12 protein-coding genes are annotated in these 15,726 nt (G+C 36.5%); 8 read left to right on the top strand and 4 right to left on the bottom strand.

The annotated features are described in order from the left end of the window. Positions 1–12: 12 nt before the first annotated feature. From RE431_RS08165 to RE431_RS08150, 4 genes are all read left to right on the top strand, one after another. Complete coding sequence (locus RE431_RS08165) at positions 13–1,845, top strand: thrombospondin type 3 repeat-containing protein (protein ID WP_309561488.1); 1,833 nt, start codon at positions 13–15, stop codon at positions 1,843–1,845. A gap of 74 nt (positions 1,846–1,919) precedes the next feature. After that, positions 1,920–3,500, top strand: coding sequence for a hypothetical protein (locus tag RE431_RS08160; protein ID WP_309561487.1), 1,581 nt, complete (start codon positions 1,920–1,922; stop codon positions 3,498–3,500). A 463-nt stretch (positions 3,501–3,963) separates the two neighbouring features. Then, positions 3,964–5,007, top strand: coding sequence for a M12 family metallopeptidase (locus RE431_RS08155; RefSeq protein ID WP_309561486.1), 1,044 nt, complete (start codon positions 3,964–3,966; stop codon positions 5,005–5,007). A 230-nt stretch (positions 5,008–5,237) separates the two neighbouring features. Then, positions 5,238–6,368: a M12 family metallopeptidase gene (locus RE431_RS08150; protein ID WP_309561485.1), complete on the top strand. Its 1,131-nt coding sequence runs from the start codon at positions 5,238–5,240 to the stop codon at positions 6,366–6,368. 49 nt (positions 6,369–6,417) lie between these two features. On the opposite strand, the gene RE431_RS08145 is transcribed toward RE431_RS08150, so the two are convergent. Beyond that, on the bottom strand, positions 6,418–7,011 hold the full coding sequence (locus RE431_RS08145; RefSeq protein WP_309561484.1) for an acyl carrier protein phosphodiesterase: 594 nt from the start codon (positions 7,009–7,011) through the stop codon (positions 6,418–6,420). A gap of 139 nt (positions 7,012–7,150) precedes the next feature. On the opposite strand from RE431_RS08145, the gene glmM reads away from it, so the two are divergent. Further along, positions 7,151–8,536: a phosphoglucosamine mutase gene (gene glmM / locus RE431_RS08140; protein ID WP_309561483.1), complete on the top strand. Its 1,386-nt coding sequence runs from the start codon at positions 7,151–7,153 to the stop codon at positions 8,534–8,536. Here the strand turns inward: glmM and RE431_RS08135 are convergent. Next, a complete protein-coding gene (locus tag RE431_RS08135) occupies positions 8,533–9,438 on the bottom strand; it encodes a lysophospholipid acyltransferase family protein (protein ID WP_309561482.1) in 906 nt (301 codons plus the stop codon). The two genes, glmM and RE431_RS08135, sit on opposite strands and share 4 nt — an antisense overlap. A 52-nt stretch (positions 9,439–9,490) precedes the next feature. Here RE431_RS08135 and RE431_RS08130 point away from each other — a divergent pair, with 52 nt between their 5' ends. Beyond that, positions 9,491–10,138 carry a rhomboid family intramembrane serine protease gene (locus tag RE431_RS08130; protein WP_309561481.1) on the top strand — a complete coding sequence of 216 codons (648 nt, stop codon included), beginning with the start codon at positions 9,491–9,493 and terminating at the stop codon, positions 10,136–10,138. Between the two features lie 48 nt (positions 10,139–10,186). Continuing rightward, positions 10,187–10,873 carry an SIMPL domain-containing protein gene (locus RE431_RS08125; RefSeq protein WP_309561480.1) on the top strand — a complete coding sequence of 229 codons (687 nt, stop codon included), beginning with the start codon at positions 10,187–10,189 and terminating at the stop codon, positions 10,871–10,873. A 48-nt stretch (positions 10,874–10,921) separates the two neighbouring features. On the opposite strand, the gene RE431_RS08120 is transcribed toward RE431_RS08125, so the two are convergent. Then, the gene (locus RE431_RS08120; protein WP_309561479.1) at positions 10,922–12,043 is read right to left on the bottom strand and encodes a redoxin domain-containing protein; all 1,122 of its coding nucleotides are present in this window, start codon (positions 12,041–12,043) and stop codon (positions 10,922–10,924) included. Positions 12,044–12,179: 136 nt separating this feature from the next. On the opposite strand from RE431_RS08120, the gene RE431_RS08115 reads away from it, so the two are divergent. After that, on the top strand, positions 12,180–14,546 hold the full coding sequence (locus tag RE431_RS08115; RefSeq protein ID WP_309561478.1) for a GAF domain-containing protein: 2,367 nt from the start codon (positions 12,180–12,182) through the stop codon (positions 14,544–14,546). On the opposite strand, the gene RE431_RS08110 is transcribed toward RE431_RS08115, so the two are convergent. Continuing rightward, positions 14,538–15,722, bottom strand: a complete 1,185-nt coding sequence (locus RE431_RS08110) for a Pycsar system effector family protein (RefSeq protein WP_309561477.1) — start codon at positions 15,720–15,722, stop codon at positions 14,538–14,540. The two genes, RE431_RS08115 and RE431_RS08110, sit on opposite strands and share 9 nt — an antisense overlap. Between the last annotated feature and the right edge of the window lie 4 nt (positions 15,723–15,726).

Below are 15,726 nucleotides of genomic sequence, written 5' to 3'. Positions count from 1 at the left end.
AAACGATTTGTAATGAAAAAATTTAAAATTAGCATAAGTGTTATTGCGATCTTCGCATTGCTTTTCACTTCATGTAGTAAAGATGAGAGCACATCTCCCGGAGAAGATCCAGAAGTGCAATCAGTTGAGATTACTTTTGGCGCATTACTGAACGATCTTGCCAACAGAGCAGCTTCAGTTAACAAAGATCATTTTGATCAAATTCCAACATGTTCTGATGCGGTTCCTGCGGTAGCTAGAATTGGATTCAGCTATGGAGGAGATGAATATGAAACGGATGTGGATATTTTATCTGATGATACCGGTTATTTTACGGCTTACTCAGAAGACTTAATTATACCCGTGCCAAACAATGGTTCTGTGAATGTTTCACTGGATAGTTTTATGGTGTATGATGGAGATCCTGAAGCTGGTGGAAATCTTATATGGATTGCTCCTATTGAAAGTGTTGAAGGACAATTTGATGGATACGTGGATAACGCACTTCCAATTGTTTTTCCAGTTCGTGATGGCACCAAACCATATATTCCTGTTGAAGTTCTTTGCTATGACCGTAGAATGGTTAACGAATACGGCTATCCATTCTTTGACCTGGTTCCAGGAAAATTATATCCATTATGCTTCTTCGCAAACTACTGTCCAAGTCCGGATGGAAGACACTACGTGGGTAACTATGCTTTAGATCTATACTACGATGATGGTGAAACCAGAGTTCAATTATATAGTAGTTCAAATACTATAGCAGATACTGATGATGATAATAACTCTGCAGATCCACTTTGTTTAGTAGTTCCTGAGTCTCCTTTTGAAGACCCAGATCAGGATTACTTATTCTATGTGGTAACTCCTTTAGACTGGCCAGATTACTATGGTGATATAGATAATACGCCACTTCCAGAAGTTGGAGTTAGCTGGACAGAAATAGATGAATTATTAAATGAAGATGGAGAAACTACAGAATACATCCACTTATTTATTGGATGTGAGCCTCCAGTAGACGACTGTCCACTTACACCTGAGCAAGATCCAGATGGAGATTGTATTCCTAATAATGATTGTGTAGGACCTGAGTGTGATAATTGTCCAAGTCTTTATAACCCTGATCAAACTGATACTGATGGTGACGGAGTAGGAGATGACTGTGATAACTGTCCAACAACTGCAAATCCAGATCAGGCAGATTCAGATGGAGATGGAGTAGGAGATGTTTGTGATCAGTGTCCAGACAATGCTGGATCTACAGGATCATTTGGATGTCCAAGTGATGATTGTATAGGTCGTGATTATGATGGTGATGGTCTTATTGGAGATTGTGATCCTTGTCCATATATATCTGGAGACGAATGTGATGGTGGTGGAGATGATGAGAAAGGTTGTGAAACAGCCTGGATGTACGGAGACCACACCTGGACAAATAAAGATGATGATGGCCTAAGTGTCTCTGCTAGATGGGGATGGGCTGAAGAATTCGGTGTTGGTTCAGATAATTTTGACGGAGGAGAAGTTGGTGAATTCCCATTCTTCGCTGGAGCCGGACAGAATGATTATATGAATAATGGATATTTAGCCGGTATGGTTTCAGTTTCTGTGAGTGGTTCAACAATTACAGTTACAGTTACTGCAGAGGATGATGTTACTTTAAATGGTTTACATATCTATACCAGTGACGATATGCCAACAACAGCTGCACCTGGACAATTTGATAAGTTAGAAGGAGTAGACGGATTAAGTGATGATAGTCCTTCTTCTGATAGCGATAATGTTTACGAATTCACTTATAGTGGAGATGGAACATTCTGGATCGCTGTTCACGGTGATGTATGTGGCGATGATGCTGAAGACTAAAGTTTTGAAGCTGATCAGGAATCTCCTGATCAGCTTTTAAATACCATTCTAAATTTTAACCAAAACAAAGTATTATGAAAATTTTTAATAGATATATAGCATTTATAGCCATTGTAGCTATGCTATTCACATCCTGTAGTAAGGATGAAAACAATCCTTCAGCTTCAGATGATCCAAGTGCATCTGGCACAGTAGAGTTAACTTTTGGCGCATTACTTAATGACCTTGCTAACAGGGCTGCTTCTGTAAACAAAGATCATTTCGATCAGGTTCCAGATTGTGCAGATTCAGAACCAGCAGTTGCAAGAATCGGATTTAGTTATGGAGGAAGCGATTATGAAGTAGATGTAGATATTCTTTCTGATGAAACCGGATATTTCACTGATTATTCAGAGGAATTGAAAATTCCTGTAGCTAACAATAGCTCAGTCGAAGTAACACTGAATAGCTTTATGGTTTATGATGGAGATCCGGAAGTTGATGGAGAGTTAATCTGGATCGCACCAATCGCTGCATTCGAAGGGCAATTTGATGGATATGTGGATAATGCATTACCATTTAGTTTTGACGTAAGTGATGGTACTAAACCTTATATAGATGTAGAGGTACTTTGCTTTGATCGTCGTATGGTAAATGAGTACGGTTACGTATTTTTTGATTTAATGCCTGAAGTGATTTATCCACTATGTTTATTTGTGAACTATTGTGATGAAAATGGAAGACACTATGTAGCAGATTATAGTGTAGATCTTTTCTACGCAACTGGTGAAGATAGGGTACAGCTTTATGATCATACCACCGCTGCTGCGATGGCAACGACGGGAGAATATAGCGAAGGTGAGTATTATGCAGACCCATTATGTCTTGTAGTGCCAGGTCCGGTGCCTAATTTATCTGATGATGCACCTTATTTATATTTAGTAATCTACCCAGAAGATTGGGATGGAACAGGTGATATAGATAATTCTCCTATTGGTGAGATCCCAATATCATGGGAAATGGTTGATGGCTTGCTGAATGGAGACGGAACAACCAACGAATACTGGCACTTATTGATCGGAGAATGCGAAGGAGCATTAACCGGTGATGGTTCTGGTGGTGGAGGAACTGGAGATAATGATCTTGATGATGATGGTGTAACCAATGATATCGATAAATGTCCTAATACTCCTGCCGGAGCTATAGTGAATGCCGTAGGTTGTCCAGATACAGACGGAGATGGTATTTACGATAATGAAGATGGCTGTCCTAACGAGAATCCAACTACAGATGTTGACGGAGATGGATGTGAAGATGAAAATGGAAGTGGTCCAGTAGCTTGTTTACCAGAACCCAATACTTCATTAAGTTGTACTACTGCCTCATTCACTGGAGATGTAAGTTCTAATTTACCTCTTGATTTAATGCTGGGGAGTACTACTATAGGAACAATGACAGTGGAAATTGTTAGTGGAAATATTGAAGTTGGTGTTGCATTACTTGTAGCAGAAGGCTATGTAATTGACGATGTAGAAATTTCCATAGGAGATGAAATACAGTGTTATGACGAAACTGACTTCCCTGGTACAGGTCTTTATACACTTGATGGCTCATCAGATTTTAGTTACACATTAACAGATTTATCAATTAGAATTAATGTTTGTCCATCTGAGTAAAATGAAAAGTGAAAATATTAACCCGACTGAATTATTTGACCGGGGGGTGACTAATTTTGCGGGTTAATTTACTCATTCTTGATTCAAGGATGTTGTATGGGCTGTCTGGAGTTTTTCCAGACAGCCTTTTTTTATTAAAAAAGAATATTTTATTGCTACATATTAAAATTATTATATGTTAGATACTGTTTGTCAGTTATTTGCAAGCATGTGAAACACTCGGATATTTTTGGTAAGCACTATAAAATATGAAGGTTTCGGAAGTTCTTAAAAATAAGATTTGAAGATAAAGTTGATAACCCAAATCAACATTGATTTGCTACAACGAACAAAGTTGTAAGAAATTGATTGTTAAAAATTTAACTTTATTTTTAGTTAATATTTTTGGAATAGACTTTGCAAATCTCTGACCGAAAACAAAAAAGGAAAAAGAATTTTAAAACAAAAATTAAAAGACCTACTTATGAAAAAAGTGAAGTTAATCTTCATGCTACCAGCATTAATTTTTATTGGCTGTAGCGAAGACCCCATTTCAGACCAAATCGACAATGAAAACACAACTGAAACACAAACTAAAGAATCAATAGATGATTTAACAGAAGTTGCATTTCCAGAAGCCTACGGAACTGTAACCGATGTCTATTATGCAGGATCTCAATTGCCGGTAGAAGATGTAAATGGACAATATGTTTATCAAGGTGATATCATAATTCCTAAGTCTCAGGCAACAAAAAGTCCCGTTAAACTTGTTTACGATAAAGGGGAGACTCCTCCTCAAAAAAGCGTGGGAAGAACTTCTCATTATTGGACAGATAATACTGTCTATTATGAAATTGACGGTAGTCTTCCAAACACAGATAGAGTGTATGATGCGATTAGTCACTGGGAAGCGAATACAAATATTGAGTTTGTAAAACGTTCTGGACAGTCAAATTATATATATTTTACTCCTGGATCCGGTTGTTCTTCCTACGTAGGAATGGTAGGCGGAAAGCAAAACATTACTCTTGCTGATGCTTGTTCCACCGGTAATACCATCCATGAAATTGGACACGCGATGGGTCTATGGCATGAACAAAGCCGAGTAGACAGAGATAATCATATCACTATACATTTTGATAATATCCAGAGTGGTAGAGAATATAATTTCCAGACATATGCAGAGAATAATTATGATGGTGATGAATTCACAACTAGCTTAGATTTTGGTTCAATTATGATGTATAGTCCTTACGCATTTTCAAGCAATGGGCAGCCAACCATCACTAAGAAAGATGGATCTACTTATGGTGTTCAAAGAACTGCTTTATCAAGTGGCGATGTTAAAGGAATCAACTCTATGTATTCTTCATCTGGAAGTGGTGGAACTACTGCTACATATGTAAATGGTGAATATTACACAATTGCCGGCCTTAAAGTTCTCAGGTACAATGATAAATGGTATTATTATACAAGATGGGGATGGCGACAAATAGTTTTAACCAATGGTAATTGGTACTGGGCTTAATAATTTAAATCCCGGGAGAAGATAATTTTTCCGGGATCTTTTCTGTGTAAACAAAATGTTAAAATCACAATTATGTGGATATAATTCACAGTTAATTTTTTAACAATCCTCTTAACTTACAATATCAAATTCGACAAAGAGTAATTATAATCGACCAATGAACATTAAAAATAGTTAGACTTTTTCCAAATCAAATTCTAACTGGAATAATTAATCAAATATCCCTACTTATGAAAAACCTAAAGTATCTTTTAGCAATCCCGTTATTGGCTTTTGTGAGCTGTAGCGAAGACAACATTTCAGAATCTTCTTTCGAAGGAAACGAACCTCAATCTAGTTTTAAAGATAATATTACGGAAATAGCTTTTCCTGGAGAATCAGGCGCTGTGACTGATATCTACTTCGCTGGTAAAAAGTTACCGGTAGAAGAGTTAAATGGAGAATTTGTTTACCAGGGAGACATTTTTCTTCCGGAAGCAAATGTTTCGAAAACCCCTGTAGATCTTATTCTGGAAGCAGGTGAAGATCCTGCCACTACCAATAAGAGTGTAGGTAGAACAAAATATTTCTGGCCAGATAATATTGTCTATTATGAGATAGACTCTTCGTTGCCAAATCAACAACGTGTGACAGATGCTATAAATCACTGGGAAAGTAATACAGCAATAAGATTTGTAAGACGTACATCAGAAACTAACTATGTATACTTCACTCCAGGTGGAGGTTGTTCTTCATATGTTGGTATGGTAGGAGGTAGACAGCCAATTTCACTGGCTGATGCTTGTTCAACTGGAAATACTATCCATGAGATAGGTCATGCGGTTGGATTATGGCATGAGCAAAGTAGAGCAGATAGAGATCAAACAATCACTGTTCATTTTGACAATATTCTATCTGGAAGAGAGCATAACTTTTATACTTATGAAGAAGCAGGCTGGGATGGTGCAGATTACTCTGAAGGTCTGGACCTTGGGTCTATAATGATGTATAGTCCATATTCGTTTTCAGCAACAGGACAACCTACAATCACTAAAAAGGATGGTTCGCTTTACTCTGCACAACGTTCTGGACTTTCTGCAGGTGATGTAGAAGGCATTAATGTTATGTATCCAGGAGCTACTACCACGGAGGAAACAACTGAAGAAACTACAGGTACGAGCACCGAGGAAACAACTGGAGGTACTACCGAACCTGAACCAACAAATCCAGAACCTAATCCTGAAACAGAATATATCAATGGTGAATATTATGTTATTGAAGGCGTTATGGTCCTAAGAAAAGACGATAAATGGTGGGTTGAAAAAGGTAAGAATTTAAAAGAAGTTGAATTGATCGACGGAAGATGGAGATTCATTAAATAGATTTGAATTTAGTAATAGAAAAGGGCTGGTATACATACCGGCCTTTTTTTTATTCGATTTCGATCTCCTGAAGTTTCAACCGACTGAATTCAATAATATCTGGAAAAAATATTTTAAATTCATTCTCGAAGGTTTCATAAAACTTTTTCAATTCGTGCACTGCCAGGTTCATGTTAGATTTTCTTCCAGTTCGCCTGTTCATGCCCGCCAAAACCTTTTCGATTCCTTCAATTTCCGCATAACTTAAAAGCCAGTTATCTTCTATCATGTAAGGCAAAAAGCTCTTAACTTTTGGAGGTAAGACTTCAAAATTATTTTTTAATAATTCATAGAATTCTGAAGTGTAGATATCAAGAGATATTTCAGAATAATTTTCCCAGTTGGCCGCTAGAAAATGATCATAAAATATGTCCATTATAATTCCGGAATAATGGCCATAGGTATCAAACAATCTATGTGAACTTTGCTTAAAAACGGGATGGGTATCTGTATAAAAATCAATGCCGCGGTGAAGAATAATTCCTTTCTGAATGTCGGCAGGATACTTCTTATATTTCCTTCCTTTTATGGAGTCTGCCATAAAATTTCCAATCCTTACCTGATCATTACTTCCCGATAAGTAGATATGCGCCAAAAAATTCATTGCGGGAAGATACAAATTAAAGTTTCGCAGGGTAAATTTTTGTTAAGTTTTGGAGAGAAGGAATTGAGCCATGTATATTTGCTAAATATTGATTTCCCTGGGATTTCAAATTTGTGATAATAAAAATTTAATAAGTAAAATGACATTAATAAAATCAATTTCCGGAATTAGAGGAACCATCGGTGGTAATACAGGTGACAACCTAACACCGGTAGATACTGTAAAGTTTGCAGCCGCTTATGGAACATGGTTAAAAAAGGAATCAGGTAAAACAGATCTGAAAGTCGTTGTTGGTAGAGATGCCCGTATTTCAGGAAAAATGATTCAGGAATTAACCATGAATACTTTAACAGGTCTTGGAATTGACGTTATAGATCTTGGCCTTTCTACTACACCTACTGTGGAAATTGCTGTGCCGTTGGAGAATGCCGAAGGCGGTATCATTCTAACGGCAAGTCATAATCCAAAACAGTGGAATGCTCTAAAATTGTTAAACAGCAAAGGAGAATTTCTTGATGGAGCAGCTGGAGCTGAAATACTAGAGATCGCTGAAAATGAAGGATTTGAATTTTCTCAGGTTGACGATCTTGGAAAAATTACAAGCATCGATGATTATATTGAAAGGCATATTGAGGAAGTACTAAAATTAAATCTTGTTGATGCCGAGAAAGTTTCTAAAGCAAATTTAAAAGTTGCTGTAGACGCTGTAAATTCAACAGGTGGTATTGCTATTCCGGCACTTCTGAAAAGAATGGGAGTAGAGGTTATAGAACTATATTGCGAGCCTAATGGTCATTTTCCTCATAATCCAGAGCCATTAAAAGAACATCTAACAGATATTTGCGAACTGGTAAAAAAAGAAAACGCTGATTTTGGAATTGTAGTAGATCCAGATGTTGACAGACTGGCTTTTATCGATAACAATGGAGAGATGTTTGGGGAAGAATATACCTTAGTAGCCTGCGCCGATTATGTTTTATCTAAAACGCCGGGAAATACAGTAAGTAATCTATCCTCTTCAAGAGCCCTGCGTGACATAACTCAAAAACACGACGGGAATTACCAGGCAAGTGCAGTTGGTGAAGTGAATGTGGTAAAATTAATGAAAGATAGTAATGCAGTTATCGGAGGTGAGGGTAATGGTGGAATTATTTACCCTGAATCTCATTATGGACGTGATAGTTTAGTTGGAACTGCTTTATTCCTTACCTATTTAGCTGAAAACGGAAAGAAAGTTTCAGATATCAGGGCAGAATATCCTTCTTATTTTATGAGCAAAAACAAGATCCAGTTAACACCAGATCTTGATGTAGATGGAGTATTAAAGGCTGTTGAGAAAAGACATTCGAATGAGGAAATTTCTACGGTAGATGGCGTAAAGATCGATTTCCCTGAAAACTGGGTTCATTTAAGAAAGTCAAATACTGAACCGATCATAAGAATCTATACCGAAGCGAAGTCACAGAAAGAAGCTGATGATCTTGCACAGAAGATGATCAAAGAAATAGAATCTATTATCGCTTAATTAATAATTTCAGCATTATCAGGAATGGGCTCATTGCGATGTTTCCATCGTTTATGAGTCCATAGATAATAATCAGGTTTTTCCCGTATTTGTTTTTCCAGTAGTTCTATAAACTTCTCAGTAATGTAATGCTTTGGTTCATTGGGAGCATCTTCAGTAATTGGTTTTAAAGTCGCCTCGTAATAGCCTCTTCCTGTCTTTTCAACATGCAAGTACACAACTGCCATGTCAAGCTTTCTCGCCATCCTGTCCGATCCTTCAAAAACGGGAACTCTAATACCCATAAAATGTATCCAGTGTTTAGCCCTGCTAAGTTTAGGTGACTGGTCTGCGATCATTGCATAATTAGCGAAAATGCCCTTATCATTATTCGCTTTAATAGTTTCCGTAGTTTTATAGGTAGTGATCAGCGTACCGCCAAACCTGCCTCGAATATCCTTTACAAGCCGGTCGAAATGTTTGTTTTTAATCTTCTTGTAAATGCCATAAGTACTATGCTTGATGCCATAAAGCATTAGAGCGTTTATCCATTCATAGCTGGCAAAATGACCAAGCATGATAATTAGGCTTTTATTCTTAGTTTCTAGTTCTCGCAGATATTCAACGTTTGTGAATTTGAAACGTTTACCAATTTCTTTTTCTGAAATACTGATGCTTTTGATCATTTCCAGAAACATATCGCACATATGATGGTAGAACTTTTTCTGAATACGCTGAATTTCTTTCTCAGATTTCTCAGGAAAGACTAATTCCAGGTTATTTCTAACCGTTTTTTTTCTGTAACCGATTATATGGTAAACGAGTATATATACCATATCTGAAACAAAATAAAAAACAGGAAAGGGTAAAATGGAAATAAGCCACAGGATAGGGTAAACTAACCAGAAAACTAAGCCTTGCATAAAAATTCTTTCCGCAAATATATGGTATATTTGAAATTAAACTTAAGTATATATGGGAGATTTAAACCTTGTAACACTTGCCGTCATCGCGGTGAATGTTATCATTTCTTTTAAAGGTTTCAGTGATCGGGCATTTTTCAATAAATATAAATTTAACGTAGCCGATATTAAACGCGGCTCAAAATTTCAGATTTTCACTTCAGGTTTTCTGCATGTTGATACAGGGCACCTTTTCGTGAATATGCTTACGCTTTATTTTTTTGCCAATGTTGTTATCTATGCGCTAGGATCTCCGGCATTTTTGATAGTTTATATAGGTAGCTTATTGTTGGGCAATTTGCTTTCCTTTTATTTTCACAAAAATGATCCTAACTATACAGCAGTTGGAGCTAGTGGCGCTGTAATGGGAATACTTTATTCATCAATTCTCTTGCAACCAGATATGACCTTAGGGCTGTTCTTTATAATTCCTGTTCCCGCCTACGTTTTTGGAATTGGTTACCTCTTTTATACTATCTACGGAATGAAGAGGAGAACAGATAATATTGGTCATGACGCCCATTTTGGAGGTGCTACAGGAGGTTATCTCTTAACAATGGTACTTGCGCCTTGGGTATTTGAAAGTCATTTACTAATGGTTGTTCTATTGGCAATACCTATTGTCATTCTTTTTTTACTACAAAGAACCGGCTACATATAGTTTGGTATTCTTCTTGGTTATGTCAACTGAAACAAAATACTATTTAATATGAAAAAGTTACTTTTTGTACTGACTATTTTATTGACGATTCCTGCGTTAGCTCAGGAGAACTCTAACAGATCTATTGTAAATGTTACTGGTGAAGGAGTGGTGAAAGTGGAACCAGATGAAGTTCTTATCAAATCTCGTATTGAGCATGAAGGGAATTCAGCCGCAGAGGTGAAAAGACAGAATGATGAGGTCGTAGATAAGGTGATTAAGTATCTTAAATCACAGAATATCGATGAAAAAGATATAAAGACCGAATATGTAAATTTGAATAAGAGATATGATTATAATGATAAAACTTACTCATATGTTGCCAACCAGGCGATTTCTATAAGTTTGCGTGATTTGAAAGATTACGAGAAGATCATGAAAGGGCTATTGGAGAATGGCTTGAACAGGATTGATGGTATTCAATTTAAGTCTTCTGAAATGGAAAGGTATGAGAAGGAAGCCAGGAAACTGGCAGTTCTTGATGCTCAAAACAGAGCAAGAGAATTAGCGCAGCCTTTAGGTCAGGATATTGGTAAAGCTGTATCTATTTCTGAAATGGATTATAATAGCTTTCAACCGGTTTATCGTATGGATGAAGCTGTGGAAATGAGTGCTGCTAAAGGAAGTCAGCAAACGATTGCTCCAGGGGAATTAGAAATTAAAATAAAAGTAAACGTCGGCTTCGAGCTGAAGTAAATAAAAAAGGCGCCAATCGGCGCCTTTTTATTTTTCAGATATACAATTTTATTGAAGTAATTCTCCGATCTTATTTTCAAGAGCAGTACCTCTTAGATTCTTAGCTACGATCACTCCGTTTTCATCAAGAATAAAAGTAGCTGGGATTGCAGAGATCTTATATTTCTTAGCAATAGGGTCATTCCAGAATTGAAGATTAGAAACGTGATCCCATTGTTCTAATTTATCATCTTTGATCGCCTGTAACCATCTTTCTTTTTGCCCAGGTCTATCCAATGAAACGCTTATGATATTAAGCCCCTGATCTTTATATTTATTATAAGTTCTTACCAGGTTTGGATTTTCAACACGGCAAGGCTTACACCATGCTGCCCAGAAATCTACGATGGTAACCTTTCCTAAATTGCTATTTAAAGCAAGCTCTTCGCCTTCTGGCGTTGGTGCCGTGAATTCTGGTGCCTTACTACCAACTTCAGCAGCTTTAGCTGATTCAAGTGCCTTAGCGAGGTTCATAGCCATTGGAGTTTCCTTGATCCTATCTGAAATCTGGTCATACATATCTCTCACTTCAGAAGAACCAAGAGTTCTCATTTTAAGCATGTCATTTAATAACATGACAGAAAGATAAGAGTCTTTGTTCCTATTGAATAACTCCTTCTTGAAATTCTCGTCATTATCTCTCAATTCCGACTGAGTCTCACGCATGCTCGTTAGCTTGGCAGTATCCTGATCCATCATTGCCTGTCTCATTTCCTGCTGCATTTTACCCATTTTTCGGTTTAGTTCCTTTAAATGGTTCAGGTATTCCTGAAGCGCTTCATTTTCACTTCCACCGCTAACCTTGGCTTCTCTTAAACTGTCTTTATCTATGGTAAAATTGATCTTTTCATTTTCAGAGATATAGATCACATTTCCATTGAGGCCTTCGAATCTTAAAAAGCTAAGTACCGGAAGATCTGTCTCTCCCATTTCCTTTTCAAATTTTCCATTTTTGATCACAGTAGTGTCCACTGCCTTGGCAGAATTTGTTTCTGCATCATATTCTGAAATAAAAACTTTTTTACCGTCTTCAACCCCGGAAATATCTCCGCTTAAATAATAACCTTGATCTTCCTGGCATCCTACTAAAATTAGTGTAAGCGCGAAAAAGAGTATTGATATTTTCTTCATTTTATATGTGATTTTGTACAAAAATAAAGAACTCATGTCTCATAGGTACCCTATATTTATAAATTATTGTTAATTTCAAGAAGCTTCTTATCTCAAGGCTTCTATAACTTTTAATTTTACCTTAAATTATCAGGTTATGATGCAGCAGTTAAAAGATTTTCCATTCGATATCCATATAAGTTTTCATAAGGTCATTGAGCAATATGAAGAGGAGGTAAAGGAGATCGAAAGCAGTATTTCCAAGGAATACATGGAGAATATGCTTAAATATATCGCAGATTATCCTGAGCTTACCGAAGGCTTCGAGGATCCAAAATTATTGAAGAAATACAGGGAGCCAATAAAGATTTTACTCGATGATCTTTTTCCTAGTATTCTTACGAATAATGAGATAAAAGCTGCAGCCGTTCCATTTCATAATATTCTTTTCAATTCATCTAAGAGATTAACTCAAATTCTTGAAGATGCTGGGGAAGATTTTGAAATTACCTTCAGAAATATGGATAAGGATCTTATTTATGTTTTTGCATGTATACAGATCTTAAGGCAATATTATAAATATGAGGTGGATATTTCCAGGCCTATGTACTATGATATTCCTGATGCCGACGGTATTAAAAGACATTACAGGATCGCAATGAATGCCGATTTTGTTGAGATTTTCAAAAAAGATAATGCACCAGAGATCACTCAAAAGGATGTAGATGTATTGCTTCAAAATGTTGACGATCTCGAATTATGGAAAGAAAAATTTCCTCCTAACAGTTATATATTTAAAGGTTTCACGATCGTCAATCTTACAGACGTTACTATAGACGATGCTATTTCTGAACTTAAAACCACACTACTCTTCGAAGAAGTAAATGAGGCGGAGGAACTAGAGAAGCTGCAGGAAATATTCAGATCTATTTACAAAATTCCAGATCTGCGTGTTGGGTTCACGGTTTTTAACCGAAGGGATATGGTATTTGAGAGAATGGAAAATGATGACGCAAAAAGTTTCATTCTAGATGATAAACTGGTAAACGATTGTGATACGGGTATTTGTGAGAGAGGTTTTCAGAAGTTGATCGAAGACAACTCTTATTTCACAATTTCTAATGTCGACAATTACCTTAAAAAGAATAAGAACCTTTTAGCAAAGAACCTTAAAAAGAATAAGGTTAAAAGTTGCCTTCTTGCACCTATCGCTAAGAACGGTAGGCTATTGGGAATACTTGAGCTGGCTTCAGAAAGAAAAAATGAGCTTAATAGTATCAATGCTATTAAACTGGATGATATTTTACCTTATATCGTAACCACGGTAGAAAGAAATCGAAATGATTTTGAGAATAGGGTAAAGGCGGTGATTCAAAGTGAGTGTACTTCAATTCATCCCAGTGTTCTTTGGGTTTTTGAAAAAGAAGCAAAGAAGTTCATCAAAGATTATGATAAAGATGGATTGGCTTCCTTTAAAGACATTTCTTTTAAAGATGTTTATCCTCTATATGGGCAAATTGATATAGTAGCTTCATCTGAAGCTCGTAACGATGCAATCAAGAAAGATTTGCTAGACCAATTAGAGATAATCCTCGACATCATCAAGAAAGCCTACGATATTGAAGAATTGCCAATCTATGATCAGGTAAAATACAGGATTTCCGATTTTAAAGAAGAGCTACAGGATCATCTAAATGCCAGTAGTGAACAAAAGGTTTTCAATTTGTTGAAAAAGGAGGTGAATCCTCTAATGAGCCATTTAAAGAAACAATCTGAGGATATTAAGAAGCTTGTAGAAGAATATACGAACAAGCTGAATCCTGAAACCGGTCTGGTTTATAATCATAGAAAAAAGTATGATGAAACTGTTCAGCAGATCAATCGAACCATGTCCCGGTATATTGACAGAAAACAGATCCAGGCACAGGAGATCTATCCACATTATTTTGAAAGATATAAGACCGATGGTGTAGACCACAATATGTACATAGGTTCTTCTATGGCTAACAAAAGGCCTTTTAATAAGGTTTACCTTTTCAATTTGAGGTTATGGCAATTGAGCACTATGTGTGAGATGGAAAACCGCTTCTACCAACTACAGGAAAATACTCCAATAAAACTCGAAGCTGCTTCTCTAATTCTGGTTTACAATAGTACTATGTCTATCAGATACAGAATGGATGAAAAGAAATTCGATGTGGACGGAACTTATAATGCTAGGTATGAGATCATCAAAAAACGTATCGATAAGGCCTTTGTTAAGGGAACTGAAGAACGGGTTACCCAGAAGGGTAAGATGACCATCGTTTACTCGCAAAGTAGCGATGAAAGAGAATATCTGCAGTATATTAAATACCTTCAGGCCAGAAATTATTTTGGAGATGAAATTGAATTATTGGAACTGGAAGACGTTCAGGGAGTAGTAGGATTAAAAGCTATCCGTGTAAACATTCTTTATTCACCAGATCGAAATCATCCCGAAAACACTATCAATTACGAAGATCTTATGGAAGAATTACATTAGGTAGAAAGCTAGTATAAATGCAATTACCGAAATGATAATTCCCATCATGAAGACAGTATAGGTCAATCTTAAAAGGAAATATTTTCGATGCAATACTTTACCGAGAAGGTGAAGATCCAGCATCAACATTTCGTAAACGTAATCCTTATCCTTTATCAATTCATTCATCCCCCATTTGAATTGTTCAAAAGGCATTTTATGGTAATTTCCGAAGAAAAGTAAATTCACATTACGGTTTTTCACTTGCTCTTTGGTGAATTCTCCACTGGTAACATTTGGCCTCGTTGACAGAATCGATAAAATGATGGAAGCCACACTAAATAAAACCAGGATCAAACTTGGAATTAGTAAGTGTTTATTTGATTCAGCCTCAAGTTTAGGGATCAGGTTTGCAAGGGCAAGCGAAATTATAATGGCGTTAACTGAAAGTAAGATGTTAGCCTTCGTATCAGCGATATCACTTAACTTAATATGGTTTCTCAAAGTAACACGGAAAAGAGTTTGAATACTTCTCTCGGGATTCTCATTCTTGTATTTGGCCTTCATGCGAGCTTTATGCTCTTCCTTTTTCAGCTTTTTTTCCTGTTTGTTCTTACTTTCGATGAGCTCTAAAAGATTTTCTTCCTTCTTAGGTTTCCATTCCTTAATCGCGTAATCTGTATAATATTGATGTTTTTCGGTAAATACCAGAATGTTCTCTTCCAACCATTCTGCATTTGTGAAATTTTTAATATTGTGAAGTTCTAATTCCTGTCTTAGGAACTCACTGGTTTCTTCAAAATAATCCTTTCCGAAATGCGAAGAATCTGCGTCACGAATAATCTCTTCTTCCAGTCCGTTAGGTGTACTGGAAAATCTGGTGGCTAAAATATATTGTTTAACTTTTTCACGTAGCTCTTCGGTCGCGTTGTTTTCCTGCAAAAATTCATCTGCGATCTCTGCGCTTTTTTCTTCATGTCCGTTATAAACGTGAGTATAGCCTGTATCATGGAACCATGCCGCAAGAATAAGAGCCTCAGCCTCTTTAACATTAATTTCAGAATTATCGATTAATTCTTTAGTACTTTTAACGACGCGCTCAGTGTGCTGGTAGTTGTGATAAATAAAGGTGTTTGGCAGTTTTTCTTTAAATAATTCTTCAACAAATTTATCGGCTTTCTCAATGAGATTATTCATACAT

Origin of the sequence: Christiangramia sediminicola, assembly GCF_031344135.1 — a bacterium.
GTDB classification, from domain to species: domain Bacteria; phylum Bacteroidota; class Bacteroidia; order Flavobacteriales; family Flavobacteriaceae; genus Christiangramia; species Christiangramia sediminicola.
This window is presented reverse-complemented; position numbering and strand designations above follow the sequence as displayed.

What these genes read in the sequence shown, in the direction of transcription:
- RE431_RS08160 (WP_309561487.1), top strand. Translation starts at nt 1,920, where the DNA reads ATGAAAATTTTTAATAGATATATAGCATTTATAGCCATTGTAGCTATG.
- RE431_RS08145 (WP_309561484.1), bottom strand. Translation starts at nt 7,011, where the DNA reads ATGAATTTTTTGGCGCATATCTACTTATCGGGAAGTAATGATCAGGTA.
- RE431_RS08120 (WP_309561479.1), bottom strand. Translation starts at nt 12,043, where the DNA reads ATGAAGAAAATATCAATACTCTTTTTCGCGCTTACACTAATTTTAGTA.
- RE431_RS08165 (WP_309561488.1), top strand. Translation starts at nt 13, where the DNA reads ATGAAAAAATTTAAAATTAGCATAAGTGTTATTGCGATCTTCGCATTG.
- RE431_RS08155 (WP_309561486.1), top strand. Translation starts at nt 3,964, where the DNA reads ATGAAAAAAGTGAAGTTAATCTTCATGCTACCAGCATTAATTTTTATT.
- RE431_RS08135 (WP_309561482.1), bottom strand. Translation starts at nt 9,438, where the DNA reads ATGCAAGGCTTAGTTTTCTGGTTAGTTTACCCTATCCTGTGGCTTATT.
- glmM (WP_309561483.1), top strand. Translation starts at nt 7,151, where the DNA reads ATGACATTAATAAAATCAATTTCCGGAATTAGAGGAACCATCGGTGGT.
- RE431_RS08150 (WP_309561485.1), top strand. Translation starts at nt 5,238, where the DNA reads ATGAAAAACCTAAAGTATCTTTTAGCAATCCCGTTATTGGCTTTTGTG.
- RE431_RS08110 (WP_309561477.1), bottom strand. Translation starts at nt 15,722, where the DNA reads ATGAATAATCTCATTGAGAAAGCCGATAAATTTGTTGAAGAATTATTT.
- RE431_RS08115 (WP_309561478.1), top strand. Translation starts at nt 12,180, where the DNA reads ATGATGCAGCAGTTAAAAGATTTTCCATTCGATATCCATATAAGTTTT.
- RE431_RS08130 (WP_309561481.1), top strand. Translation starts at nt 9,491, where the DNA reads ATGGGAGATTTAAACCTTGTAACACTTGCCGTCATCGCGGTGAATGTT.
- RE431_RS08125 (WP_309561480.1), top strand. Translation starts at nt 10,187, where the DNA reads ATGAAAAAGTTACTTTTTGTACTGACTATTTTATTGACGATTCCTGCG.